This window comes from Serratia sp. FS14 (assembly GCF_000695995.1).
Taxonomy (GTDB): Bacteria; Pseudomonadota; Gammaproteobacteria; order Enterobacterales; family Enterobacteriaceae; genus Serratia; species Serratia nematodiphila.
Genome location: NZ_CP005927.1, coordinates 4647293 through 4673050 on the forward strand (window position 1 = coordinate 4647293; position 25758 = coordinate 4673050).

The window sequence follows — 25758 nt, forward strand, 5'->3', positions numbered from 1 at the left end:
CGGTTCGCCGGGAGAATGTTATGAACCACCACGCTTCATTGATCATCACCAACGGCAAGTTTCACACCGTCGATCGCCAACACCCCACCGCGCAAGCGGTCGCCATCCGCGACGGCAAGTTTCTGGCGGTCGGCAGCGAAAGCGAAGTCATGCAGCACGCCGGGCCGGAAACCCAGGTGATCGATCTGCACGGCCACACCGCCATTCCGGGCCTGAACGACTCGCACCTGCACCTGATCCGCGGCGGCCTGAACTATAACCTGGAGCTGCGCTGGGAAGGCGTGCCCTCGCTGGCCGACGCGCTGCGCATGTTAAAAGAACAGGCGCTGCGCACCCCGAGCCCGCAATGGGTGCGGGTGGTCGGCGGCTGGACCGAATTCCAGTTCGCCGAGCGCCGCATGCCGACGCTGGACGAAATCAACCAGGCGGCGCCGGACACGCCGGTATTTATTCTGCATCTCTACGATCGCGCGCTGCTCAACCGCGCGGCGTTGAAGGTGGTCGGCTACACCAAAGACACGCCGAACCCGCCGGGCGGCGAGATCCAGCGCGACGCCAACGGCAACCCGACCGGCATGCTGATCGCCAAACCCAACGCCATGATCCTGTACGCCACGCTGGCGAAAGGGCCGAAGCTGCCGCTGGAGCAGCAGGTCAACTCCACCCGCCAGTTCATGCGTGAGCTGAACCGCCTCGGTCTCACCAGCGCCATCGACGCCGGCGGCGGCTTCCAGAACTACCCGGAGGATTATCAGGTGATCGCCGAGCTGCACGAGAAAAAGCAGCTGACCATCCGCATCGCCTATAACCTGTTCACCCAGCGGCCTAAACAGGAGCTGGAAGACTTCGAGCTGTGGACCGATATGCTCAAACCGGGCCAGGGCACCGACTTCTATCGCCACAACGGCGCCGGCGAGATGCTGGTGTTTTCCGCCGCCGACTTCGAAGACTTCCTGCAGCCGCGCCCGGATCTGCCGCCGGGCACCGAAGACGAACTGGAGCGAGTGGTTCGCCATCTGGTCGAGCACCGCTGGCCGTTCCGCCTGCACGCCACCTATGACGAATCCATCAGCCGCATGCTGGACGTGTTCGAGAAGGTGAACCGCGACATTCCGTTCAACGGCCTGCACTGGCTGTTCGACCACGCCGAAACCATTACCGAGCGCAATATCGAGCGCGTCAAGGCGCTGGGCGGCGGCATTGCGGTGCAGCACCGCATGGCGTTCCAGGGGGAGTATTTCGCCGACCGTTACGGCATCGAAGCCACCAAACATACGCCGCCGGTGGCGAAAATGCTGGCGGCCGAGCTGCCGGTCGGGCTGGGCACCGACGCCACCCGCGTCGCCAGCTACAACCCGTGGACGGCGCTGTACTGGCTGGTTTCCGGCCGCACCGTCGGCGGCATGGCGATGTACGACGACAGCGCGCGGCTGGATCGCGAAACGGCGCTGATGCTGTGGACGCAGGGCAGCGCCTGGTTCTCCACCGAGCAGGGCAAGAAAGGCCAGATCAAGGTCGGTCAGCTGGCTGATTTGGCGGTGCTGTCGCAGGACTATTTCAGCGTGCCGGAAGAGCAGATCAAAGGCATCGAGTCGGTGATGACGGTGGTGGACGGCAAAGTGGTCTACGCCGCCGGCAGCTTCTCACCGCTGGCGCCGCCGCCGCTGCCGGTGCTGCCGGAGTGGTCGCCGGTCACCCAGGTGCCGGGCCATTACCGCTCCGCACCGCCGTCGGCGGCGGCCCGCGTCGGGGTAGTGAGCCAGGCGCATCAATGCTGCGGCCCGTGCGGCGTGCATGCACACCAGCATGACATCGCGCGCCGCTCCAGCATCCCGGTGTCGGACGAGAATGCCTTCTGGGGCGCGTTCGGCTGTTCGTGTTTCTCGTTCTAAGTTATCAAGCCAATAACTTATTATAAAGTTAACTTAATAAGCTATTGAGCTGGCAACGTAATAAATTAATGGCGCTGTCCACGGGAGAGCGCCATTTCATTTTCAATCGCGGTTGATCTCCAGCCAGCGCCGCTGTTCGGCGGAGGCGGCTATCGCGTCCAGCACGCACGACACCTTCCAGCCCTCTTCAAAGTCCGGCCACATGCGATCGCCCGCGGCGATGCCGTTGACCAGATCGCGGATCTCCACCGTCTTCTGATCGTTAAAACCAATGCCGTGCCCGGCGCTGATGCAAAACGCCGCATAGTCCGGGTGCTTCGGCCCCACCAGCAACGTCTTGAACCCCTGCCGCTCCGCCGGTTCATCGTGCCGATACAGCTTCAGCTCCGCCATCCGCTCCTGGGTATAGCTCAGCGTGCCTTTGGTGCCGGTGACCACATAGGTCAACCCCATCTTGCGCCCGCAGGCGATGCGCGACGTTTCGATAGTGCCCATCGCGCCGCCGGCGAAACGCAGCAACGCACTGGCCTGATCTTCGTTTTCCACCGGGTGCAGGCGCGTCGGGTCCTGCGGATCCGGGCGCTGTTTGATCACGGTCTGCATATCGCCGGAAACCGCCACGATATCGCCCACCAGGTAGTGCGCCATATTGACGATGTGCGCCGCCAGATCCCCGAGCGCGCCTAATCCGGCGCTGGCGCGGCGGCAGTGCCAGTCGATCGGCGTGCGCGGATCGGCCAGATAATCCTCATTGTGGGTGCCGTAAAAATGCACCACCTCGCCGATTTCGCCGTTGGCGATAATTTCGCGCGCCAGTTGGCTGGTGGGGTTTTTCATGTAGTTAAAACCGACCAGCGTTTTCACCCCCTTGGCGCGCGCGGCCTGCACCATCTCCGCCGCGTCGGCGGCGTCCAGCGCCAGCGGCTTTTCCGAATACACGTGCTTGCCGTGGCGGATCGCCGCCAGCGCCATCTCTTTATGCAAAAAGTTGGGGGCGCAGATGTCCACCACATCGATCGCCGGATCGGCCACCAGTTGCCGCCAGTCGCCGGTCGAGCGCGCAAAGCCGAATTCGGCCGCGCGCTGCGCCGCCAGCTCGGGCGTCACTTCCGCCAGCATCTCCAGCACCAGTTCCCCTTTCAGAGGAAAGACCGTGGCGGCCTGCGCATAGGCGATAGCGTGACAACGCCCGATATAACCGGTGCCGATTAACCCAACGCGTACCTGTTTCATCATTTTCTCCCGTGACCGAAATTCTGCGTAGAACCAGGCGTCGCTCAATGAAACGCGCCGGTTGATAACGGGTTTATATGGAATATAAATTTCAATAATAAGCACACAGGAAAATAAAGTTCATATTCGTGATGCCGTTCATGAAACGTTGACGGGATGATGTAATGAGGAAAGTCCGGACACGGCGGGGCGTATCCGGACAAGATGAAATGAACCGTTTATTTCATATCACGGTAAACCGTTAGCACCGTGCTGCACGTAGCCAGGGCGTTGCAACAGGCGCTGCTGATAGGCCGCCAGCGCCGCATAATGCGGCCGCTCGAACGGCGTCATCAGCCAGCGGTTCAGCGACAGCCCCAGCACCACGTCCGCCAGCGTGAAGGCGGCGCCGGCGGCATAAGGGCCGTGCTGCGCCAGATGTGCGTCCAACAAGCCCATCAGCCGGTTCCATTCGCGCTCGGCGGCTGCCAGGCTGGCGGCATCCTGATAATCCGCATGCCCACGCACCCGCGACATAAACACGTAGCGCCAGGCGCCGTTCAGATCGGTAGCCTGCCAGTCCATCCACATCTCCACCGCCGCGCGCGCGCCGGGTGCCTGCGGCAGCAGATCTTGCCGCCCTTCCCGCCCCGCCAGATAGCGGCAAATGGTATTCGACTCCCACAGCACCCGCTCGCCGTCGATCAGCACCGGCACCAGGCCGTTGGGATTCAGCGCCAAAAACGCCGGCTCCTGCGTGGAGCGATAACCGCTGCCCCAGTCCTCCCGTTCCAGCGTCAGCCCCAACTCCTGACAGGTCCATAACACCTTGCGCACGTTGATCGATGAGGCTTTACCCAATAATTTCAGCATTGACTTTCCTTATTCTCTCCAGAACGGTTTATACCCTTCCCTCCAGGCTTCCGCCCGCGTCAGGCCGATATCCGCCAGCTGCCTGTCGTTCAGCAGCAGTAACTCTCTGCGCGTTCTGCGACGCAACAAATACCAACGCCAGCGTGACCAGCCTACCCGTCGCCACATCGTCATGCCATCAAACAGAGCCATCTTATTATCCCCCCTGATGTTTTCGCCTGGCAGTGATGATGCGCGCCAGGCAAAAAACAATACAGATTCACGCTGGCGCTATTTTTTTCATACAGCTGCGCCAAAAAACCCGCTGAATGGTTTATTTTGAACGTATCTGTACCGGTTTTTTTAATCCTGACCCCCGATGAGAGGCCTCTGTATGACACGCTACGCCACGCTGGCCGCCATTCTCAGCCAACGCATTCAGCAAGGGTTGTATCCGGCCGGCCATCGCCTGCCTTCGGTGCGCGCGTTGAGCCAGGAGCACGGCGTCAGCATCAGCACGGTGCAGCAAGCCTACCGGTTGCTCGAGGAACAGCGCCTGGTGGAAGCGCGGCCGAAGTCGGGCTACTTCGTGCATACGCGGCGCGCGCAGGCCGAGCTGCCCGCCATGACGGCGCCGGTGCAGCGGCCGGTGGACATTTCGCAATGGGAGCAGGTGCTGGAACTGGTGCGCAGCCGGCCGCGCGAAGGCCTGATCCAGCTGGGGCGCGGCATGCCGGATATCGCAGAACCGACGATGAAGCCGCTGATCGTCGCCCTGCGCAACGCCGCCCGCCACGGCGACCTACGCAGCCTGTATTACGACAGCATTCAGGGCGTGGCCGCGCTGCGCGAACAGGTCGCCCGTCTGCTGCTGGACTCCGGCTGCCAAATCGGCCCCGATCAGCTGCTGATCACCACCGGTTGTCAGGAAGCAATCTCCGCCGGGCTGCGCGCCGTTTGCCAACCCGGCGACATCGTGGCGGTCGATTCGCCCTGCTTCCACGGCACCATGCAGACGCTGAAGGGGCTGGGCATCAAGGCGCTGGAAATCCCCACCGATCCGCTCACCGGCGTCAGCCTGGCGGCGCTGGAGATGGCGCTGGAACAGTGGCCGGTCAAGGCTATCCTGCTGACGCCCAACTGCAATAATCCGCTGGGCTACATCATGCCCGACGCCCACAAACAGCGGCTGCTGACGCTGGCGCAGCGTCACGACGCGGCGATCATCGAAGACGATGTCTACGGCGACATCGCCTATCACTACCCGCGGCCGCGCACCATCAAGTCATTCGACGACGACGGCCGCGTACTGCTGTGCAGCTCGTTTTCCAAAACGCTGGCGCCGGGGCTGCGCGTGGGCTGGATCGCGCCCGGCCGCTACCTGGAACGGGTGCTGCACATGAAGTTCATCGGCTCCGGCGCCACCGCCACCCAGCCGCAGCTGGCGATCGCCGAATTTATCCGCGGCGGGCATTACCTGCAGCACCTGCGGCGCATGCGCGCACGCTACCAGCAGAACCGCGACCGCATGACCGATCTTATCCTGAAACACTTCCCGGCCGGCACCCGCGTCAGCCGGCCGCGCGGCGGTTTTATGCTGTGGATCGAACTGGACGAAGCGTTCGACACCCTGCGGCTGAACCGCCATCTTGAACAGCAAGGCGTACAAATCGCCGTCGGCAGCATCTTTTCCGCCGCCGGCAAGTACCGCAACTGCCTGCGCATCAACTATGCGCCGACGCTGACGACAGAGATCGAGCTGGCAGTACAGAAGGTCGGCGCCACCATCCAGCGGCTGATGCCGGCCGACAGTTTGGCGTAATCGGATTAAATCTTGACGCGATCGGATTATCGCTGCGCTGCCCGTCGCTCTAAAGTGGCATCACACCCACTCGCAATCAGGAAGGTCATGATGTCTCAGTCACAGGTATGGTTAATCACCGGCAGTTCCCGCGGCCTGGGCCAACAGCTGGCGCAGGCGGTGTTGGCCGCCGGGCACCGTCTGGTCGCCACCGCCCGTCAGCCGCAACAGCTGCAGCCGCTGGTGGAACGCTACGGCGATCGGGTCGCCACGATCGCGCTCGACGTCACCGACGCCGCCGCCGCCGAACGCGCGGTGCGCACGACGATTGAACGCTTTGGTCGGCTGGACGTGCTGGTCAACAACGCCGGCTACGGCAATATCGCGCCGGTGGAGGAAGCCGATGAAGCCGATTTTCGCGCGCAGCTCGAAACCAACTTCTTCGGCGTGTTCAACGTCACCCGCGCGGCGCTGCCGATATTACGCCGGCAGGGCAGCGGCCATATCATCCAGATCGCCACCATCGGCGCTCGCCTCGGCATTGCCGGCCTCAGCGCCTACCATACCGCCAAGTGGGCGGTCGAAGGGTTCTCCGAATCATTGGCCAAAGAGATGGCCCCCTTCGGCGTCAAGGTGACGATGGTCGAACCCGGCGGCTTCCGCACCGACTGGGCCGGTTCTTCAATGACCATTGCGCCGATCGGCGAAGCCTATCAGCCGACGCTGGGGCCGATGCTGGCCTTCCTGCAGCAGCATAACGGCAGCCAAACCGGCGATCCGGCCAAGGCGGCGCAGGCGATCCTGCAGTTGGCGGCGCTGGAAGCCCCTCCGCTACGCCTGCTGCTCGGCAGCGACGCGGTGCATATGGCGGCGCAGGTGTTGGCAGAACGCCAGGCGGAGGACGCCGCGTTTCGCGCCCTCAGTCTCAGCACCGACCACGACGACAGCTCGCCGGATCACGCCGCCATCGCGGCAGTCGTGACGGGAAAACCCTAAGGAGCCCGCATTGAGCAGCGATCAAATCCCGGTTTCCGGCGCGCTGGCGGTACACCTGGCGGCGCAGGGCGTCGATATCGAGCAGCTCGGCCACCTGGCCGGGCTACCTGCCGGCCTGTTCGGCGCGCGGCGCGACAAGATTAAACTCACCACGCAACAATTCTTCTCTCTTTGGCGCAGTCTGCCGCAGCTGACTGACGATCCCGCCTTCGGCCTGCGCCTGGGCGGCGAGGTCCCGCCGGAACACTATGACATTGCGTTGGTCGCCGCGTTGCATTCCGCCACGCTGGGCGAAGCGTTGCAAAAGGTGGCGCGCTATAAACGACTGGTTTGCCCGGAAGAGCTGATGCTGGAAGAAGACGGCGACAGCATCCGCTTGCATACGCGCTGGACCATGAGCGAAGCCCCTGCGCCGGCGCTGCTGATCGACGCCATGTTCGCCGCCATCACGGCCCTGTGTCGGCGCGGCACCGGCTTGCCCCTGCAGCCGCAGGCGATCGAATTGACCCGGCGGCCGGACGCCGCCTCGCCGCTGGCGCGCTATTTCGGCTGCCCGGTGACATTCAACGCCCCGCAGGACGTGCTGGTGTTTGACCGCGCGCTGATAGACCAACCGTTCATCACTTACAATCAGGACATGCTGGCCGTATTGCTGCCGGGGCTGGAGGCGGAACTGGCCAAATCGCAGCCGGCGCACGATCTGCCCACGCAGGTGATGGCGATCCTCAGCCGCAGCATGCGCGGCCAGCGCCCCAGCGTCAACAGCGTGGCCGCTGAACTCTATCTCAGCCCGCGCACGCTGCAGCGCCGCTTGCAACAGCACGGCTACAGCTACCAGCAATTGTTGGACAAAACCCGCCACCGCACCGCCTGCCGGCTGTTGGCGGAAACCGACCTTGAACCGGGCGAAATCGCCTTTGTGCTGGGATTCGAAGAGCTGAATTCGTTCAGCCGCGCCTTTATTCAGTGGGAAACGCTGACGCCCAGCCGCTGGCGCACGCAGCGCGCCGCCGGCCAGTGGGAGAACAGAGCATGAAAGTGATTATTTTCGGCGCCAGCGGCATGGTGGGCCAGGGCGCACTGCGGGAATGCCTGCACGATCCGCGCGTCAGCGAAGTGCTCAGCATCGGCCGAAGCCCGTTGGCCCAGAGCCACGCCAAACTGCGCCAGCTTTCTGTGCCCGATCTGCGTGATCTGTCGGCGCTGGAGCCGCAGCTCGCGGGCTACGACGCCTGCTTCTTCTGCCTGGGGATTTCGTCCTCCGGCCTGAGTGAAGCTGAATATCGCGCGGTGACTTACGATCTGACGCTAGCCGCCGCCCGCCCGTTGGCGACGCTGAATCCGTCGATGGTCTTCGTCTACGTCTCCGGCCTCGGCACCGACAGCAGCGAACGCGGCCGCAGCATGTGGGCCAGGGTCAAGGGCGCCACCGAAAACGCGCTGCTGGCGCTGCCGTTCCACGCGGTGATGTTCCGTCCCGGCGCCATTGTGCCGCTGCACGGCATTCGCTCCAAAACCCGCCTCTACGATCTGGCCTATCGGCTGTTCAAGCCGCTGTGGCTCGGCGCATTGCGGCTGTTTCCCGCCCGGGTAAGCAGCACCGAACGAATCGGGCGGGCGATGCTGGCGGTGGCGCGACGGGAAAGCGCGCTGCGCATCATCGAACCGGCGCAGATCAACCGGCTGGCGGCATCCTGAACAACGGAGTTAACCGCCCTGCCGCCAATACTCCGCCACCCGGCGGCGCAGGTGTTCGATACCCTGCGGATGGTGAATAAACTGCTCCACCGGCATCATCCGCCAACGCTGCCCCTCGTCGCCGAAACGTATGGCGGCGATCTGCGCCGGAGTGATCATCCCGGCCATGAACCAGGTCGGCGGATAGCCGGGCAAAATGCCGTCGTAGCGCCGCCGCCAGACAACCTGACGTTCGGCGATCGCCACGCCGAACTCTTCCTGCGTCTCCCGCTGCACGCACTGCAGCGGCGTTTCGCCGTACTCCCGCCCGCCGCCGGGCAGATCCCACAGGCCGGGCCACGGAATGCCCGGTTTATCGTCCCGTTGGTAAACCAACAGGAAACCATCGCACAGCAGCGCGATCTTGGCCCCGCCAAACGCCTCGTCCGTCATGATTTCTCCGCTCCCTGCCCATTGCCTTTGACTGAACATCATACTTCATCCCCGCGCGGCCTGGTGTATAGTGAAAATCCGTTTTCACAACAGGCGAACAATAACGATGAACTCTCCGTTTCTGGTGACCCCTCAATGGCTTGCGCAACATATCAACGATGAAAATCTGGTGGTGATCGACGTCCGGATGTCGCCGGTGGGGCTAACGCCGAAAAAGGACATGCTTGCCGAGTTCGAACGCGGCCATATCCCCGGCGCGGTCTATTTCGACATTGACGAAGTGGCGGACAAAAACACCGCGCTGCCGCACATGCTGCCGACGGCGGCGGAGTTTGGCGCGGCGGTGGGCAAGCTGGGCATCAGCGAGCGCGATACCCTGGTGATTTATGATGAGGGTAACCAGTTCTCCGCGCCGCGCGGCTGGTGGACCTTCCGCAATTTCGGCGCCCAGCATGTTTACGTACTGGACGAAGGGCTGAACGGCTGGACAGCGCAGGGCCAGGCGCTGGCCACCGGCCCGGCGCAGCCTGAACCACAGGTGTTCAACGCCCGGTTCAACGCCGACGCGGTGGTGGATATGCGGCAAGTGGAACAGGCGTTAGGCACGCCGGTGCAAATTCTCGACGCGCGCGCCGCGCCGCGCTTTTATGCCGAAGCGCCGGAGCCGCGCCCCGGCCTGCACCGCGGCCACATTCCCGGCAGCATCAACATTCCGTACGGCGAGCTGCTGGAAAACGGCCGCTTCAAATCGCTGGAGGCGCTGCGCCAAACCTTTAGCGACAAGGGCGTGGATATCAACGGCCCGATCATCACCAGCTGCGGCTCCGGCGTGACGGCGGCGGTGCTGGCGTTCGGCCTGCTGTCGCTCGGCGCCCCGCAGGTCAAACTGTATGACGGCGCCTGGAGCGAATGGGGCCAACTGAGCGGCAAACAGCCCATCGCCAAAGATTAGGTTTCGATCCGCTCGACCACGATCTGTGCCAGCCGCTGCACGGCCGCCGAGGGCTGATCCTCGGCGCGGTGCAGCACCACGCCGAGCTGGCCGAGAACGGGCAGCAGTTCGGGCGCCAACGGTGACAAGCCGGGCGGCAAGCCCGCCGCCGTGCGCACCGTGACGCCCAACCCGGCGCTCACCGCCGCCCAAACGCCGTTCAGGCTGCGGCTGGTAAAGGCGATGCGCCAGGGAATGCCGGCGCGATCCAGCGCCTGCGTCGCCGCGCTGCGCATCAGGCAGGGCGCGTCGAACATCACCAACGGCAACGGCTCATCCCCTTCTCGCCACGGCGCCAGCGCGAAGCCGGGCGAGGCGATCCAGTGCAACTGCCGCTGCCCCAGCGCCTGATGAAACGGCGTGCTCAAACCGCCGTCCCACGCCAGCGACAGATCCAGCTGGCCTTTCAGCACCCAGTCGATCAGCTCAGCATTGCGGGCGATGCGCGCCTCGATGCGCACCTTCGGATTGGCGCGCGCGAAGCTGCCCAACACCTGCGGCAGAAACGTCTCGCCGAAATCTTCCTGCAGCCCCAGCCGCACCGTGCCCTGCAGATCCAATCCGCGCACCGCGGCGGCGGCTTCGTCATTGAGCTCCAGCAGGCGGCGCGCGTAACCGAGCAGAGTTTCCCCCGCCTCGGTCATTACCATGCCGCGCCCGGCCTTGCGCAGGATCGGCGCGCCGACCTGCTGCTCCAGCTTTTTCAGGTGAGCGCTGACCGCCGACGTCGAACGCCCCAGCCGTTCAGCGGCCTTGGCGAAGCTGCCCAGCTCGACGCCGGTGACGAAGCTGCGCAAATCCTCGAGATCGAACGTGATTCGCCCCATGCTGACCATCCTGATTTTCTGAACCATCAATCAAAATAATACCGATTTTACTGATAAAGATGGCGTGTCACGCTCTCCCGGTCAATGTCTTTGCGGAGAATCCTTATGCTCGCGATGCAATACCGTTTCACCCTGCCCGCCGATTACGACATGGCGATCGTCCGCCGCCGCATCGCCGATTTCGGCCATCGGCTCGACGCCTGCCCGCAGCTGATCGTCAAAGCCTATCTGTACGCACAGCGCAGCGAAGGCAGCGCCGAAAATCTCTACGCTCCCTTCTACCTGTGGAACAGCAGCGCCGGCATGAACGATTTCCTGGCCGGCGAAGGTTTCAGAGGCCTCAGCCAGGCGTTCGGCTGGCCGCGCGTCAATCATTGGCTGCCGTGGCTGACGCATTTCGATCGCCCTCATCTGGCCGAGGCCGCCTGGGCAACCTGTCAGGAACAGGCCATCATCCCCTACAGCGATCTGCCTGCGCTGCGTCGGCAACATCAGGCGGCGCCCGGCGCGCTGGCCTCCATCGTGGCGTTCGACCCCGCAGAGTGGCGGTTAGTGCGGCTGGATTTATGGCGTGAACCGCCGCAGGCACGGCCGCAAAACGGCCAGCTGTTCCGCGTCGGCCATCTGTCCGCCCCCTTTGACCACACTGCGCCGCGGGTTGACAGTTAAACTTGATATTGATAATCATTATCAACATTAAACATTCACTTGCGGCTCGCGGGATGCGGGCCGCTCTCCGGGGTCAACCGTCATGTCGTCATCACCAATCACACCTTACGCCACCACCTGCTGCATCGTGGGAGGCGGCCCCGCCGGGCTGATGCTCGGCTATCTGCTGGCGCGGGCGGGGATCGACGTAACGGTGCTGGAGAAGCACGCCGATTTCCTGCGCGATTTTCGCGGTGACACCATTCACCCGTCGACGCTGGAAGTCATGCATCAACTGGGCCTGCTCGACGAACTGCTGACGCTGCCGCATCAGCGCGCGGAATCTCTGCACGCCGAAGTCGCCGGCCGCGACATCAAACTGGCGGATTTCACCCGCCTGCCGACGCGCTGCAAATTTATCGCCTTTATGCCGCAGTGGGAGTTCCTCAACTTTTTGGCCCAGCAGGCCGCCGCCTTCCCCAACTTCAGGCTGCTGACCTCAACGCAGGTTCACCAGCTGCTGTACGACCGCGGCCAGGTGTGCGGCGTGCTGGCCGATACGTCGGAAGGCCCGATCCGCGTGCGCAGCCAGTTGGTGGTCGGCACCGACGGCCGCAACTCGGTGGTGCGCGAACAGGCGGCGCTCAGCAGCCGATCCTTCGGCGCGCCGCGCGACGTCTTGTGGATGAAGCTCAGCAAGCAGCCGGGCGATCCGGCCTGGTCGATGGGCCATACCGGGCCGAAACAGAACTTCATCATGATCGATCGCGGCGACTACTGGCAGTGCGGTTACTCGATCGACAAAGGCAGCTTCGATGCGATCCGCCGCAGCGGGCTGGAGAAATTTTTACTGCACCTCGCCGAGGTGGCGCCGTTCCAGGACGATCGCCTGCAGGAGATCGTCGAGTGGGATCAGGTCAAACTGCTGAGCATTCGCATCGATCGTCTGGATCGCTGGGCCAAACCGGGGGTGCTGTGCATCGGCGACGCCGCGCACGCCATGTCGCCGATCGGCGGCGTGGGCGTCAACCTGGCGATTCAGGACGCGGTGGCCGCCGCCAACGCCCTGATCCCGCCGCTGCGCCAGCATCGGCTGCAGCTGAAGCATCTGCTGAGCGTGCAGCGCCGGCGCGAATTCCCCACTCGCGCCATCCAGTTTTTGCAGATCAAAATGAGTCAGCGTAAGCCGGGTCAGCGCCGCGCCGCCGGCGGCTCGCGCCTGATCGCCCGCGTCGGCAACAGCCGCTGGCTGCCGCGCCTGTTCGGCCGCATCATCGGCCTGGGCTTTCGCCGCGAAACGCCGCGGCATCTTGAAAATTAACCCGCTATACTCATCGGTTCTCGCTTCGATGAGGTTCACTCATGTTCACCGTCCGTCAGGCATTGCTGGAAGATTTAACCCTGGTGCGCGATATCGGCATCCGCACCTATCACGCCCACTTCGGTGAGCTGTGGCGCTACCCGCACGAGCTGGAGGCCTTTCTGGCGGAGGATTTTTCCGTCTCCGCGCTGGAACAGACGCTGCGCCAGCCGGACGTGTGCTGGCTGTTGGCCTATGAGAATGACGCCCTGGTCGGCTATGCGCGGGTGAACTTCGACAGCCTGCTGGCACCAACCGAACAAATCGGCGCAGAGCTGCAGAAAATCTATTTCCTGCCGGGCCATGCCGGCAACGGCTATGGCCAGCACCTGTTCGAACAGGTGCAGCAGCGGGCTATCGACCGTCGGCAAAAAACGCTGTGGCTGGAGGTGCTGCAACGCAACACCCGCGCCCAACGTTTTTATCAGCGCCAGGGATTGAGCATGTGTGGCAAGACCTGCTACACCAGCGCCCAGGGCTCGATAGGCATCTGGTATATGAGCAAGGCGCTGTAACCGCGCCCCACTCCGCCTTCGTTAGCGCGGCTCCCGCTGCAGCATCAGGAACAGCAAGGCAAACGCATTGGGCGCCAGGTAGATCAGCGCCCCCAGCTGCACCGCCAGCGGGTTCTCTTTGGCCTGCCAGGCCATGAACCAGTCGCCGGCGACCACCATAAAGCCGACGCCCCACACCGTTATCGCGCAAAGCGCCCCCAGCATCGCCCAGGCTTTGCCCTTGGCGAAAGCGGCGTAAGAGCCTTTCAATCGCCCGATCATCAGCGCCACGCCCGCCGCCGCGAATAGGCCGGCCAGCGTTTCCAGCGCGGTGATGACCGCCAACCCCAACATGCAGGCCCAGTCGGCGCTGATCGCGCGCCACATCAGCCCCGGCGTTTGATAAGTATCCTGCATGGCGAGCAGCGGCCCCACCGCATTGCGCGCGGTGCCGGCGAAATCCGCCGTATTGTTCAACAGGCTGAACAGCCCCCACAGGGCCGGAAACAGGGACAGGACGATGCAACCGAGGCGTGACACAGTGATTTCGTTCATGATGATGTTAGCTATCCATGGCAAGGGATTAATAAAGAACGCCTTTTAGATTAATCCATAACATCAGCAAGGAAAAACAACGGCACGACTTTCAGACATGCGGCTCCCATTTTTTCGTTCAAATCGCCACCAGCGCGCGGACGCCGTCCTGTTCCATAGCGCTGCCGGCGCCGCGCTGCACGATGCTGCCGCGCGACATCACCAGATAGCTGTCCGCCAGGTCGGCGGCGAAGTCATAGAACTGCTCCACCAGCAGGATCGCCATATCGCCCCGCGCCGCCAGCTGTTTGATCACCGCACCGATCTCCTTGATCACCGAAGGCTGGATCCCTTCCGTCGGTTCGTCGAGGATCAACAGCTGCGGCCGGCAGGCCAGCGCCCGGCCGATCGCCAGCTGCTGTTGCTGCCCGCCGGAGAGATCGCCGCCGCGCCGATCCTTCATCTGCCGCAGCACCGGAAACAGGTCATAGATCGGATCCGGCACCGCGCGCGCGTCGGCGCCGGAAAAGCGCGCCAGCCCCATCAGCAGATTTTCCTCCACCGTCAGGCGCGGAAAAATCTCCCGCCCCTGCGGCACATAGGCGATGCCCGCCTGCACCCGCTGGTGCGGCTTTTTACCGGTGATGGTTTCGCCCTGCCAACGGACGCTGCCGCTGCGCGCCGGGATCAGCCCCATCAGGCATTTCAGCAGCGTGGTCTTGCCCACGCCGTTGCGCCCCAGCAGGCAGGTCACCTCGCCGATGCGCGCCTCGAACGACAGGCCGCGCAGAATGTGGCTGCCGCCGTAATACTGATTCAATTCCTCTACCTGCAGCATGATTACGCCTCCTCAGCGCCCCAGATATACCTCAATCACCCGTTCATCGGCCTGAACCTGCGCCAGCGATCCTTCCGCCAGCACCTGTCCCTGATGCAGCACCGTCACGCGATCGGCAATGGTTTCCACAAACCCCATGTCGTGCTCCACCACCATCAGCGAATGCTTGCCCGCCAGCTCGCGGAACAGTTCGGCGGTGTAGTCGGTTTCAGCGTCGGTCATGCCGGCCGCCGGCTCGTCGAGCAGCAGCAGGTGCGGTTCCTGCACCAGCAGCATGCCGATCTCGAGAAACTGTTTCTGCCCGTGGGACAACAACCCGGCGGGCCGGTGGCGCTCATGCCCCAGCCGCAGGGTCTTCAGCATCTCGTCGATGCGGTCGCGCTGCTCGCTGCTCAGGCGAGCGCGCAGGCAGGCCCACACCGACTTGCGGGTTTTCTGGGCGATCTCCAGATTTTCGAACACCGTCAGCGCCTCGAACACCGTCGGTTTTTGAAACTTGCGGCCAATGCCGGCGTGGGCGATCTGCATCGGCGCCAGCCGAGTCAGATCGACGGTCTGGTCGTAAAACACCCTGCCGCTGTCCGGCCGGGTTTTGCCGGTGATCACATCCATTAGCGTGGTCTTGCCGGCGCCGTTGGGGCCAATCACGCAGCGCAGTTCGCCGACGCCAATGCGCAGCGACAGATCGGTCAGCGCGCGAAAACCGTCGAAGCTGACGTTGACGTTGTCGAGCTGCAGCACCGGATCGGTTTGCTGCCGGTATTTGTCCGCCGGCAGCGGATGGGTAAACAGTTCGTCGGTCACTTGCATCGCCTTCATGAGGTTTTCCTCCGCCGCAGCAGGCCGATCACTCCTTTGGGCAGAAACAGCGTGACGACGATAAACATCAGGCCGAGGAAGAACTGCCAGTATTCGGGAATGGCCATGGTGAACCAGCTCTTGGCGCCGTTGACGATGCCGGCGCCGAGCAGCGGCCCCACCAGCGTGCCGCGCCCGCCGAGCGCCACCCAGATGGCAGCCTCGATCGAGTTGGTCGGCGACATTTCGCCAGGGTTGATGATGCCGACCTGCGGCACATAGAGCGCGCCGGCCAGCCCGCACAGCACCGCCGACAGCGTCCAGACGAACAGCTTGAAGCCCTTCGGGTCGTAGCCGCAGAAGGTCAGGCGGTTTTCCGCATCGCGCACCGCGGTCAGCACCCGGCCGAACTTGCTGCGCGCCAGGGCAAAGCCGATGGCCAGGCTGGCGGCCAGCAGCAGCACCGTCGCCAGGAACAGCGCCACCCGCGTGCCGGCGGCGGTGATGGGAAAGCCGAGCAGCGTGGTGAAACCGGTAAAGCCGTTATTGCCTCCGAAGCCGGTTTCGTTGCGAAAGAACAGCAGCATGCCGGCATAGGTCAGCGCCTGGGTCATGATCGAGAAATACACCCCTTTGATTTTCGAGCGGAAGGCGAAGTAGCCGAACAGGAAGGCCAGCAGGCCCGGCACCAGCACGATCAGGCACAGCGCCCAGGCGAAATGCTGGGTGCCGCTCCAGAACCACGGCAGCTCATTCCAGGAGAGGAACGCCATAAATGCCGGCAGCCCGTCGCCCGCCGCCTGCCGCATCAGGTACATGCCCATGGCGTAGCCGCCGAGCGCGAAGAATAGCCCGTGGCCGAGCGACAGCAGCCCGGCATAGCCCCACACCAGATCGAGCGCCACCGCCACCACCGCGTAGCACAGGATCTTGCCCGCCAGCGTCAGGGTATAGGTGGACACCGCCAGCGGATGATCCGCCGGCAACAGCGTCAAGAACGGCATCACCAGCAGCGCCAGCAACGCCAGCGCGCCGATGCTCAACGCCAGCCGGGGCGCTTTCTGCACGCCGGTTACGGTCAATGGTTGGCTCATCAGTCAATCACCCTGCCCTTGAGGGCGAACAGCCCCTGCGGACGCTTTTGAATAAACAGAACGATCAGCACCAGGATCAGGATCTTGCCCAGCACGGCGCCGATCTGCGGCTCGAGGATCTTATTGACGATGCCGAGGCCAAAGGCCGCCGCCACCGTCCCCGCCAGCTGGCCGACGCCGCCGAGCACCACCACCAGGAACGAGTCGATAATGTAACCTTGCCCCAGCTCCGGCCCGACGTTGCCCAACTGCGACAGCGCCACCCCGCCGAGCCCGGCGATGCCGGATCCCAGCCCGAAGGCCAGCATGTCCACCCGGCCGGTGGGCACGCCGCAGCAGGCGGCCATCGCGCGGTTTTGCGTCACCGCGCGCACGTTCATGCCGAGCCGGGTCTTGTTCAGCAACAGCCAGGTCAACGCCAGCACCAGCAGCACGAACGCGATCACCGCGATGCGGTTCCACGGCAACACCAGGTTCGGCAACAGCTGCACGCCACCCGACAGCCACGCCGGGTTGGCGACCTCGACGTTCTGCGCGCCGAACAACACCCGCACCAGCTGGATCAGCACCAGGCTGATGCCCCAGGTGGCCAGCAGGGTTTCCAGCGGCCGGCCGTACAGGTGGCGGATCACCGTACGCTCAAGCGTCATGCCGATCCCGGCGGTGATGGCGAACGCCACCGGCAGCGCCGCCAGCGGATAGAGCGCCAGCCACTGCGGCGCAAACTGTTGAAACAGCCCCTGCACCAGATAGGCCGAATAGGCGCCGAGCATCAGCATTTCGCCGTGCGCCATATTGATGACGCCGAGCAGGCCGTAGGTGATCGCCAGACCGAGCGCCGCCAGCAGCAGGATCGAACCGAGCGACAGGCCGCTGAACGCCTGGCCGAGCATATCGCCGATCATCAGGCGATGCTGCACGCGCTGCAGGCTGCGTTGCGCCTCGGCGCGCACCGCGGCGTCCGGCTCATTGGCCGCGTCGGTCAACGCTTGCAGCCGCGCGCGGGTTTCCGGCTCGCCCGATTCCCCCAGCAGCCGCACTGCATTGAAGCGCACCTGCGGGCTGGCGTCGGCCAATTGCAGGTTCGCCAGCGCAATGCTCAGCGCGTCGCGTACCTGCGGGTCTTGCTCCTGCGCCAGCCGCCGGGTCAACAGCGGCAACTGCTCGCCCTGCGCCTCGCGCTGCAGCGCGGTCGCCGCCTGCAGCCGCACCGCCGCATCCGCGCTGACCAGCCGCTGCGCCGACAACGCGTTGGCGATCAGAATGCGCAGCCGGTTGTTCAGCCACACCTTCTTCGGTTCACCAACCGGGGCCGCCTCACCTTCAAGCGGCAAATAGCGATCGCCCTGGCGGATAAAGGCGCGTTTCGCCCCGTCGAGCGCCACGGTTTCCTGCTGCAGCCCCTGCAGCAACGGCAGGCGCGCGGCGTCCGGCTCGGCCGCCCACGCCTGCAGCAGTTTGGCCTGCTGCGCGCGAGTGGCCGCCGCGAACTCATCGGCCGGCCCGGCCTGCGCCAGCAGGGGCCAGGCACACAATAGCCACAGCCCGGCGCGCAGAGAGGATAAAAACGGAGATTGCATCAGCTGCCTCTTCTGTTGGGCCGGCGCGCGTCGAGCCGCGCCGGCGCTGAGTGACGTTACTTGCCGCCTTTCACCGGGTAATCCGGCTTTTTGTCGTTGCCGGCGATATACGGACTCCACGGCTGCGCGCGCACCGGCGCCTCGGTCTGCCACACCACGTTGAACTGGCCGTTGCCCTCGATCTCGCCGATCATCACCGGTTTGTGCAGGTGGTGATTGGTCTGGTCCATGGTCAGCGTGAAGCCCGACGGCGCGGCGAAGGTTTGCCCGGCCATCGCCGCGCGCACCTTATCGACGTCGGTGGTGCCGGCCTTTTCCACCGCCTGCGCCCACATGTGCAGGCCGACGTAAGTGGCTTCCATCGGATCGTTGGTCACCGCAGTGGCGTAATTCGGCAGGTTGTGCGCCTTGGCGTAGGCTTTCCACTGGCTGACAAACTGTTTGTTGGTCGGGTTATCCAGCGATTCGAAGTAGTTCCAGGCCGCCAGGTTGCCCACCAGCGGTTTGGTGTCGATGCCGCGCAGTTCTTCCTCGCCGACCGAGAAGGCGATCACCGGCACGTCGGTGGCCTTGACGCCCTGGTTGGCGAGTTCTTTGTAGAACGGCACGTTGGAATCGCCGTTGATGGTGGAGATCACCGCGGTGTTGCCGCCGGCGGCGAACTTCTTGATGTTGGCGACGATGGTCTGGTAATCGCTGTAGCCGAACGGCGTATAGACCTCTTCGATATCCTTGTCCTGCACGCCTTTGCTGTGCAGGAAGGCGCGTAGGATCTTGTTGGTGGTGCGCGGATAGACGTAATCGGTGCCCAACAGGAAGAAGCGCTTGGCGCCGCCGCCGTCCTCGCTCAGCAGGTATTCCACCGCCGGGATCGCCTGCTGGTTCGGCGCCGCACCGGTGTAGAACACGTTCGGCGACATCTCTTCGCCTTCGTATTGCACCGGATAGAACAACAGTCCGTTCAGCTCCTCAAACACCGGCAGCACCGACTTGCGCGACACCGAAGTCCAGCAGCCGAACACCGCCGCCACCTTGTCCTGGCTCAGCAGCTGGCGCGCCTTTTCGGCGAACAGCGGCCAGTTGGAGGCCGGATCCACCACCACCGGCTCCAGCTTTTTGCCGAGCACCCCGCCTTTGGCGTTGATCTCGTCGATGGTCATCAGCGCCACATCCTTCAGCGGCGTCTCGGAAATCGCCATGGTGCCGGAGAGCGAACTCAGAATGCCGACCTTGATGGTGTCGGCGGCCTGCGCGCTCCAGGCCAGGCCCAGGCCGATCGCAGCGGCGGACAGCGCAAAAGCTTTGATAAAACGACGACGTTGCATAGTTCAAACTCCTGATGTGTGTGAAATCAAAATCGTTACGCCGAGCGCGCAGGCTGCTGAGCCCGCGCCTGGTGCAACATGTGCAGCGTTATTTTTCGTACCTCTGCCTTGCTGACGGCGATGTGCTCGCCGAGCAGCGTTTGCGCCGCCCCGCTTTGCCGCCGCAGGATCGCCTGCAAAATGGCGGCGTGTTCGCGGTAGGTGGCGTCCACCCGCGCCTGCTGGGTGAAATCCAGCCGGCGAATGATGCGGATCTTTTCGGTCAGTTCGCGGTGAATGCGCGCCATTTCGCCGTTGCCCGCCGCGGCCACCAACGCCTGATGAAACTGCTCATCGTGCTGCGACACCGCCTTGCCGTCCGCCAGTCGCGGCGCTTCGGCCCAAAAACGGCTCAGCGCCGCCAGCGCGCCTGGCGTTTCCCCGGCCGGGCGTTCGCACAGCCGTTTCACCGCCTCTTGTTCCAGCACGATGCGCAGGTCGTACAGCTCTTCGAAGTAGGCGAAATCGAACGGCCGCACCTGCCAGCCGCTGCGAAACAGCACCTCGACATAGCCTTCGCGCTCCAGCCGAAACAGCGCCTGGCGCACCGGCGTGCGGCTGGCCGCCATGCGCTGTGCCACCTCGCTTTCGCTGAAGCGATCGCCCGGCAGCAGGCGAAACTCGAAGATGTCGGCCTTGAGCTGCAGATAAATGCGCTCCGCCAGCCCCTCCGGGCGCGCCTTGTGCTCTCCGTTGGTGATTTGCATCATCGCTCCTCCGTTCAGACCGCCTTTTCCAGCCACAGCAGGGCGTCGCCCGGCCCGACCGGCCGCCCCTGCCGGCAGCTGATGCGCTTAACGATCCCGGCGCGCGGCGCGGTGACCGCCAGCTCCATTTTCATCGCCTCGACCACGATCAGCGGCTGCCCGGCCGCCACCGCCTGCCCCGGTTCCACCAGGATCTTCCACACGCTGCCGTTCAGATCGGCGCTGACCAGATCGCCGTCGATGGCGTCTTCTTCCTCCGGCGGCAACAGCTGCGCCTCGGCCTCGTCGTCATCGCTGCGCCAGCGCGCCACTTCGGCGCTGAACGCCTGCTGCTGACGATGCTGGAAATCGGCGATCGCCCCGGCGTTGTCGGCCAGGAAACGGGTGTAGGCGGCGAAGTCGAACTCGCTCTCTTCGATTCGCACCTGCATGCGCCCTTCGCGGAACGCTTCGCGCTGCTCGTCCAACTCTTGCTCGCTGACCGGGTAGAAGCGCACCTGATCGAAAAAGCGCAGCAGCCAGGGTTCACCGGCGGTGAACTGCGGGTTTTTGAGGAATTTGTTCCAGATCGGCAGCGTGCGCCCCACCAGCTGGTAACCGCCCGGCGAATCCATGCCGTAGATGCACATGTACATGCCGCCGATGCCAACCGTCCCTTCGGCGGTGTGGGTGCGCGCCGGGTTGTATTTGGAGCTCAGCAGGCGATGGCGCGGATCGAGCGGCACCGCGCAGGGCGCACCGAGGTACACGTCCCCCAGCCCGAGGATCAGGTAGCTGGCGTCGAACAGAATGTCGCGCACCTGCTCGCGTCGGCTCAGGCCGTTGATGCGCTGAATGAAATCGACGTTGTTCGGCAGCCAGGGCGCCGAGGCGCGCACCGTCTGTTGATAGCGATCCACCGCCCCCAGCGTGGCCGAATCCTCAAACGCCATCGGCAGCCACACGGTGCGCGTCGGCACCTTCAGGCGGCTGACGTCCCCCAGCGCCCGTTCGCGCGCCAGCAGGCGCTGCAGCAGGTCGGCCTGGCTAATCTGCCGACTATCGTAGCGGATCTGCAGCGAACGCACGCCCGGAGCCAGCTCCGCCACGCCCGGTATCGCCTCCTCACGCAGCGACTGCATCAGCAGATGAATGCGCAGCCGCAGCGCCAGATCGAGCACGTTGTCGCCGTACTCCATCAGGATGTAGCCGTCCCCCGCCTGGCGATACGCCACCGCCGGGCGCCCCTCCGCCGCCGGCAGCGCTGCCAGCACCGCGGCGGAAACGGTCTCCGCCGGGGCCAGATCCGGCGGCGGCAGGGTGATGGCCTTCACCGCCGCCAGCGCTTCGATGCTGCCAAGCTGCGCCTGCTCCAGCGACTGCGCCTGCCGGAAGCCGATCGGATGGAAACGGATGCGGTCGCCCGGCTTCACCTGCCCCACTTTCCACAGTTCGGCCTTGGCAATGGTCACCGGGCAGACGAAGCCGCCGAGGCTCGGCCCATCGCGGGTCAGGATCACCGGGAAGTCGCCGGTGAAGTTGATCGCGCCGATGGCGTACTCGCAGTCGTGCACGTTGGAAGGGTGCAAACCGGCTTCGCCGCCGTCCTCCCGCGCCCACTCGGGCTTCGGCCCCGCCAGGCGCACGCCGAGGCGGTTGGAGTTGTAATGCACCTGCCAGTCGGTGGCGAAGAAGGCCTCTATCGATTCAGCGGTGAAAAAGTCCGGCGCGCCGTGCGGCCCGTACAGCACGCCGATGTGCCATTGATCGCCGTAGTGCGGGATCAGGCTGTCGTCCATCGCCTGCGGCGCGGCGATCGGCGCCGGGGTGGTGCTGGCCGCCAGCGCCGGTTGGGCGATCGCCAGCATGTCCGCCACGCGCAAGGTGCGCCCGGCGTGGCCGCCGAACTGCCCGAGCGCGAAGGTAGAGCGGCTGCCGAGATATACCGGCACGTCGAAGCCGTTACGCACCGCCAGATAGGTACGGCAGCCGTGCGTAGCGCGCCCCAGCGTCAGCACCTGCCCGGCCCGCACCGTAATCGGCCGCCAATACGCAACCGCCTCGCCGTCCAGATCGGCCGGGCAGCTGGCGCCCGTCAGCGCGATGGTGGCGTCGCAGTGAAAGCGCAGCGTCGGCCCCTGCAGGGTAAACTCCAGCCCGGCCGCCGCCGGGTGGTTGCCGACGATGCGGTTGGCCAGCCGAAACGCGAAGTCGTCCATCGGGCCGGACGGCGGCACGCCGATGTCCCAATAGCCGAGGCGGCCGGGATAATCCTGCACGCTGCTGTAGGTGCCGGGTTGCAGCACTTCGAGGCAGTGCGGCTGGAAACGCAAATCGTCCAGCAGGCGCGTCCAGACGTCGCCGCGCTGAAATTGCGGCGTGGCGATCACCTGCCGCAGATAGTCGAGGTTGGTGGCGATGCCGTGCAAACGGGTCGCCGCCAGCGCCACGCGCAGTTTTTCCAGCGCCTGCGCCCGATCCGCGCCGTGTACGATCAGCTTGGCGATCATCGGGTCGTAAAACGCCGAAACTTCGCTGCCGGTCGCCACCCAGCCGTCGAGGCGCACGTCGTCAGGGAAATGCACCTCGGTCAACACGCCGGGGCTGGGCTGGAAGTTTTTCAGCGGATCTTCGGCGTAGAGGCGCACCTCGATCGCCGCGCCCTGCGGCGCGCGGCGCAACGCTGCCCAATCCAACGCGTCGCCCGCCGCCACCTGCAGCATGCATGCGATCAGATCCAGGCCGGTGACCATCTCGGTAACCGGGTGCTCTACCTGTAAGCGGGTGTTCACTTCCAGGAAATAAAACTCGTCGCGCGCGGCGTCGTAAATGAACTCCACCGTGCCGGCGCTGCGGTAATTCACCGACTCGCCCAGCGCCACCGCCGCCCGATGCAGCGCCTGGCGGGTCGCCGCCGGCAGATGCGGCGCCGGGGTTTCCTCCACCACCTTTTGGTTGCGGCGCTGCAGTGAACAGTCGCGCTCGCCGAGCGCCGCCACCTGCCCCTGGCCATCGCCGAAAATCTGCACCTCGACGTGGCGCGCCCGATCGACGAAGCGTTCGATAAAGGCGCCGGCGTCGCGGAAGAACTGCTCCCCCAGCCGTTTGACGCTGTCGTACGCGTCGCGCAGCGCCGCCTCGTCGTCACAGCGCGTCAGGCCGATGCCGCCGCCGCCGGCGGTGCTTTTCAGCATCACCGGGTAGCCGATGCGCGCAGCGGCGGCGACCGCCTGCTCAACGCTCTCCAGCAAGCCGGTGCCCGGCGTCATCGGCACCCCGGCCAACGCCGCCAGCTCGCGCGCCCGGTGCTTGAGGCCGAACTCGCGCATCTGCGCCGCCGTCGGGCCGATAAAGGCGATGCCCGCCGCTTCGCAGGCGTCGGCAAACTCGGCGCTCTCGGACAAAAAGCCGTAGCCGGGGTAGATCGCCTGCGCGCCGGTGGCCGCTGCCGCCGCGAGGATCTTGTCGATGCGCAGGTAGCTGTCGGCGGCCTTGTCGCCGCCGAGCGCCACCGCCCTGTCGGCCTCGGTGACGTGCGGCGCATTGCGGTCGGCGTCGGAGTAGACCGCCACGCTGGTTACGCCCAGGCGTTTCAGGGTGCGAATGGCGCGGCAGGCGATTTCGCCGCGGTTAGCGATCAGTACGGTAGTAAACATGTTCATGCCCCCTTAACGCTGGCGAGATAGTCGCGCCAGCCGCCAAACTCAGTGATATCCGTCGCGTCTTCCAGCGCCCAGGCTTCGCAGATAAACCCCTTCACCCGCCGGCCGTCCGCCAGCAGCAGCGTGCCGATGCCCAATGGCGCCGGAATTTCCGCCACAAACTCGCCGAAACGCGCCAGCGGGATGTCCCACAGCTCAAGACGGATCGCCGCGCCCTGCGCCACGCGCGCCAACCCTGGCTTCGGCGGATCGGTATCGGCCAGCGCGTAGAGGCGATAACAGGGGGCGGTGACGGTTTGCTCCACCTGCACCGCGTCGCGCTGCGTCAGCTGGACGTTGAGCGGCATACCGCTAAGGTGAGCGCCCACTACCGCCAAACGTACGTGTCCCGAAGACGGGGCCGGTGCCGGCTGCGGCGGCAATGCCCGGCCGATAGCGCCGAGCGGCAAGGCGCATTGCCGTTGCCAGCGCAGGCCAAACGCCGCCAGCGCCCGGTCATGCCAGGCGGGTGCAATCAGGGTGATGCCCGCCGGCAGCCCGTCTTCGCGCAGCGGCCCCGGCAGCGCCAGCGCGCTCAGATCGGCCAGGTTGGTGAAATTGGTGTAAGTGCCGAATTGCGAGTTGAACAGCACCGGCTCTTGCGCCATCTCCGCCAGGGTGCGGATAGTGGGCGCGGTCGGCACCACCAGCGCGTCGAACGGCGCCAGCCGCTGGGCGATCTGCCGCGCCAGCTCGGCGCGCAGGTATTCCGCCTTGTAGGCGTCGCAGGCGCTGTAGCCGAGGCCGTTACCAACGATGCCGCGCACCACCGGATCGATGGCCTGCGGGCTCGCTTCCAGCACCTGCTCAATGGCCACCGTGCGCTCCGCTACCCAGGGGCCGTAATACAGCTGTTCCGCCAGAGTGCGAAACGGCGCGAAATCGAGGGGTTCCAGCGTGGCGCCGCCCGCCTGCAGCTGCGCCAGCGCTCGGTGAAACGCCCGCTCGGCCTGCACGTCGCCGAAAAACTCCAGCTGGGCGGGAACGGCGAAACGCGGCGCGGCGGGGATATCCGCCGGCGCTGTATGCGGATCGGCACGAGAATACGGGTCTGCCGCGTCAAAGCCGCTCGCCAGTTCCGCCACCTGCGCGGCATCGGCCACCGTCAACGCGAAGACCGACACCGTATCGTTCAACCGGCAGGCCGGCACCACGCCGCGGTTGGACAACCGCCCTTTGGTCGGCTTCAGCCCGACGATGTTGTTGAACCCGGCAGGCACGCGCCCCGAACCGGCGGTATCGGTACCCAGCGCGAACGGCACCAGGCCGCGCGCCACCACCGAAGCGGAGCCGGAACTGGAACCACCGCTGACGTAGCGGCTGTCGAAGCTGTTGACCACCGCGCCATAAGGTGAGCGGGTGCCCACCAACCCGGTAGCGAACTGGTCGAGGTTGGTTTTACCGAGGGCGATCGCCCCGGCGGCGCGCAGGTGGGCGACCACGGTGGCGTCCGCCGCGGCCTGATAGGTGAACGCCGGGCAGGCGGCGCTGGTCGGCCAGCCGCCGACGTCGATATTGTCTTTGATGGCAAAGGGCACGCCGAACAGCGGCAGGCGGCTGAGATCGCCGGCGACCGCCTCAAGCCTCTGTGCCAGCTGCCGATACTGCTGCTCGCGCTGCGCCGGCGTGGCGAGATACAGCCAGGCGTTATCGTCCGGGTTCAGGCTGGCGACCAGCGTTTCGATCGTCACACTGACGCAGGCAAGGCGCTCGCCCGCCGGACGGGTTTGATAATGGTGCTGCCATTCACTGAGGGTAAAACCGCACGCTTCAACAGGTTCGCTCATCGGCTGAATTCCATCTGGTACACAAGATGGGATCCAACAGAGCAACCGTCGTGCCAATTTTTAATCTCATGATTTCAATAAATTATAATTAAAACTTATGACAGCAGCGGCAAACGGGCTGCACCAGCGGCGCGCAGCGGGAGAACAAAAAGAGTGCAATGGCGGGATGACGC

Annotated in this window: 23 protein-coding genes; 9 read left to right on the forward strand and 14 right to left on the reverse strand. The window is 64.8% G+C overall.

Annotated features, from left to right (window positions below):
* Positions 1–20: 20 nt before the first annotated feature.
* Complete coding sequence (locus L085_RS21255) at positions 21–1892, forward strand: amidohydrolase (protein WP_015377117.1); 1872 nt, start codon at positions 21–23, stop codon at positions 1890–1892.
* A gap of 102 nt (positions 1893–1994) precedes the next feature.
* Here L085_RS21255 and L085_RS21260 read toward each other — a convergent pair whose 3' ends face one another.
* From L085_RS21260 to L085_RS24895, 3 genes are all read right to left on the reverse strand, one after another.
* Entirely contained in the window at positions 1995–3125 is a 1131-nt protein-coding gene (locus L085_RS21260; RefSeq protein WP_033640958.1) for a Gfo/Idh/MocA family oxidoreductase, read from the reverse strand.
* A gap of 228 nt (positions 3126–3353) precedes the next feature.
* On the reverse strand, positions 3354–3977 hold the full coding sequence (locus L085_RS21265; protein WP_004939402.1) for a glutathione S-transferase: 624 nt from the start codon (positions 3975–3977) through the stop codon (positions 3354–3356).
* A 9-nt stretch (positions 3978–3986) separates the two neighbouring features.
* Positions 3987–4169: a DUF1127 domain-containing protein gene (locus tag L085_RS24895; protein WP_004939404.1), complete on the reverse strand. Its 183-nt coding sequence runs from the start codon at positions 4167–4169 to the stop codon at positions 3987–3989.
* A gap of 181 nt (positions 4170–4350) precedes the next feature.
* Here L085_RS24895 and L085_RS21270 point away from each other — a divergent pair, with 181 nt between their 5' ends.
* From L085_RS21270 to L085_RS21285, 4 genes are all read left to right on the forward strand, one after another.
* The gene (locus L085_RS21270) at positions 4351–5778 is read left to right on the forward strand and encodes a PLP-dependent aminotransferase family protein (RefSeq protein WP_044031668.1); all 1428 of its coding nucleotides are present in this window, start codon (positions 4351–4353) and stop codon (positions 5776–5778) included.
* Positions 5779–5865: 87 nt separating this feature from the next.
* Positions 5866–6753, forward strand: coding sequence for an oxidoreductase (locus tag L085_RS21275; protein WP_226988556.1), 888 nt, complete (start codon positions 5866–5868; stop codon positions 6751–6753).
* A 10-nt stretch (positions 6754–6763) separates the two neighbouring features.
* Complete coding sequence (locus L085_RS21280; RefSeq protein ID WP_044031669.1) at positions 6764–7789, forward strand: AraC family transcriptional regulator; 1026 nt, start codon at positions 6764–6766, stop codon at positions 7787–7789.
* Positions 7786–8451 carry an epimerase gene (locus L085_RS21285; RefSeq protein ID WP_044031670.1) on the forward strand — a complete coding sequence of 222 codons (666 nt, stop codon included), beginning with the start codon at positions 7786–7788 and terminating at the stop codon, positions 8449–8451. Before L085_RS21280 ends, L085_RS21285 begins: the two co-directional genes overlap by 4 nt.
* A 9-nt stretch (positions 8452–8460) precedes the next feature.
* Here L085_RS21285 and L085_RS21290 read toward each other — a convergent pair whose 3' ends face one another.
* Entirely contained in the window at positions 8461–8883 is a 423-nt protein-coding gene (locus L085_RS21290; RefSeq protein WP_044031671.1) for an NUDIX hydrolase, read from the reverse strand.
* 106 nt (positions 8884–8989) lie between these two features.
* Between L085_RS21290 and sseA the strand changes: the two genes are divergently transcribed.
* Positions 8990–9835 carry a 3-mercaptopyruvate sulfurtransferase gene (gene sseA, locus L085_RS21295; protein ID WP_044031672.1) on the forward strand — a complete coding sequence of 282 codons (846 nt, stop codon included), beginning with the start codon at positions 8990–8992 and terminating at the stop codon, positions 9833–9835.
* Here sseA and L085_RS21300 read toward each other — a convergent pair.
* On the reverse strand, positions 9832–10701 hold the full coding sequence (locus L085_RS21300; RefSeq protein WP_015377109.1) for a LysR substrate-binding domain-containing protein: 870 nt from the start codon (positions 10699–10701) through the stop codon (positions 9832–9834). The two genes, sseA and L085_RS21300, sit on opposite strands and share 4 nt — an antisense overlap.
* A gap of 105 nt (positions 10702–10806) precedes the next feature.
* Here L085_RS21300 and L085_RS21305 point away from each other — a divergent pair, with 105 nt between their 5' ends.
* From L085_RS21305 to L085_RS21315, 3 genes are all read left to right on the forward strand, one after another.
* On the forward strand, positions 10807–11370 hold the full coding sequence (locus tag L085_RS21305; RefSeq protein ID WP_044031673.1) for a DUF4865 family protein: 564 nt from the start codon (positions 10807–10809) through the stop codon (positions 11368–11370).
* A gap of 82 nt (positions 11371–11452) precedes the next feature.
* Positions 11453–12670 (forward strand): FAD-dependent oxidoreductase, encoded by a 1218-nt coding sequence (locus tag L085_RS21310; protein ID WP_044031674.1) that lies wholly within the window; start codon positions 11453–11455, stop codon positions 12668–12670.
* Between the two features lie 41 nt (positions 12671–12711).
* Positions 12712–13224, forward strand: a complete 513-nt coding sequence (locus tag L085_RS21315; RefSeq protein ID WP_044031675.1) for a GNAT family N-acetyltransferase — start codon at positions 12712–12714, stop codon at positions 13222–13224.
* A gap of 21 nt (positions 13225–13245) precedes the next feature.
* Here L085_RS21315 and L085_RS21320 read toward each other — a convergent pair whose 3' ends face one another.
* From L085_RS21320 to atzF, 9 genes are all read right to left on the reverse strand, one after another.
* On the reverse strand, positions 13246–13758 hold the full coding sequence (locus tag L085_RS21320) for a DUF2165 family protein (RefSeq protein WP_044031676.1): 513 nt from the start codon (positions 13756–13758) through the stop codon (positions 13246–13248).
* Between the two features lie 118 nt (positions 13759–13876).
* The gene (gene urtE, locus L085_RS21325) at positions 13877–14575 is read right to left on the reverse strand and encodes an urea ABC transporter ATP-binding subunit UrtE (RefSeq protein ID WP_044031677.1); all 699 of its coding nucleotides are present in this window, start codon (positions 14573–14575) and stop codon (positions 13877–13879) included.
* Between the two features lie 12 nt (positions 14576–14587).
* Complete coding sequence (urtD, locus tag L085_RS21330; protein ID WP_015377102.1) at positions 14588–15394, reverse strand: urea ABC transporter ATP-binding protein UrtD; 807 nt, start codon at positions 15392–15394, stop codon at positions 14588–14590.
* A complete protein-coding gene (urtC, locus tag L085_RS21335; RefSeq protein WP_031299706.1) occupies positions 15391–16467 on the reverse strand; it encodes an urea ABC transporter permease subunit UrtC in 1077 nt (358 codons plus the stop codon). Before urtC ends, urtD begins: the two co-directional genes overlap by 4 nt.
* Entirely contained in the window at positions 16467–18047 is a 1581-nt protein-coding gene (urtB, locus tag L085_RS21340) for an urea ABC transporter permease subunit UrtB (protein ID WP_044031678.1), read from the reverse strand. Before urtB ends, urtC begins: the two co-directional genes overlap by 1 nt.
* 56 nt (positions 18048–18103) lie before the next feature.
* Positions 18104–19372: an urea ABC transporter substrate-binding protein gene (gene urtA, locus L085_RS21345; RefSeq protein ID WP_044031679.1), complete on the reverse strand. Its 1269-nt coding sequence runs from the start codon at positions 19370–19372 to the stop codon at positions 18104–18106.
* Positions 19373–19407: 35 nt separating this feature from the next.
* Complete coding sequence (locus L085_RS21350; RefSeq protein ID WP_044032115.1) at positions 19408–20118, reverse strand: GntR family transcriptional regulator; 711 nt, start codon at positions 20116–20118, stop codon at positions 19408–19410.
* Between the two features lie 14 nt (positions 20119–20132).
* Positions 20133–23753 (reverse strand): urea carboxylase, encoded by a 3621-nt coding sequence (gene uca / locus L085_RS21355; protein WP_044032116.1) that lies wholly within the window; start codon positions 23751–23753, stop codon positions 20133–20135.
* A 2-nt stretch (positions 23754–23755) separates the two neighbouring features.
* Complete coding sequence (gene atzF / locus L085_RS21360) at positions 23756–25585, reverse strand: allophanate hydrolase (protein WP_044031680.1); 1830 nt, start codon at positions 25583–25585, stop codon at positions 23756–23758.
* Positions 25586–25758 lie beyond the last annotated feature (173 nt).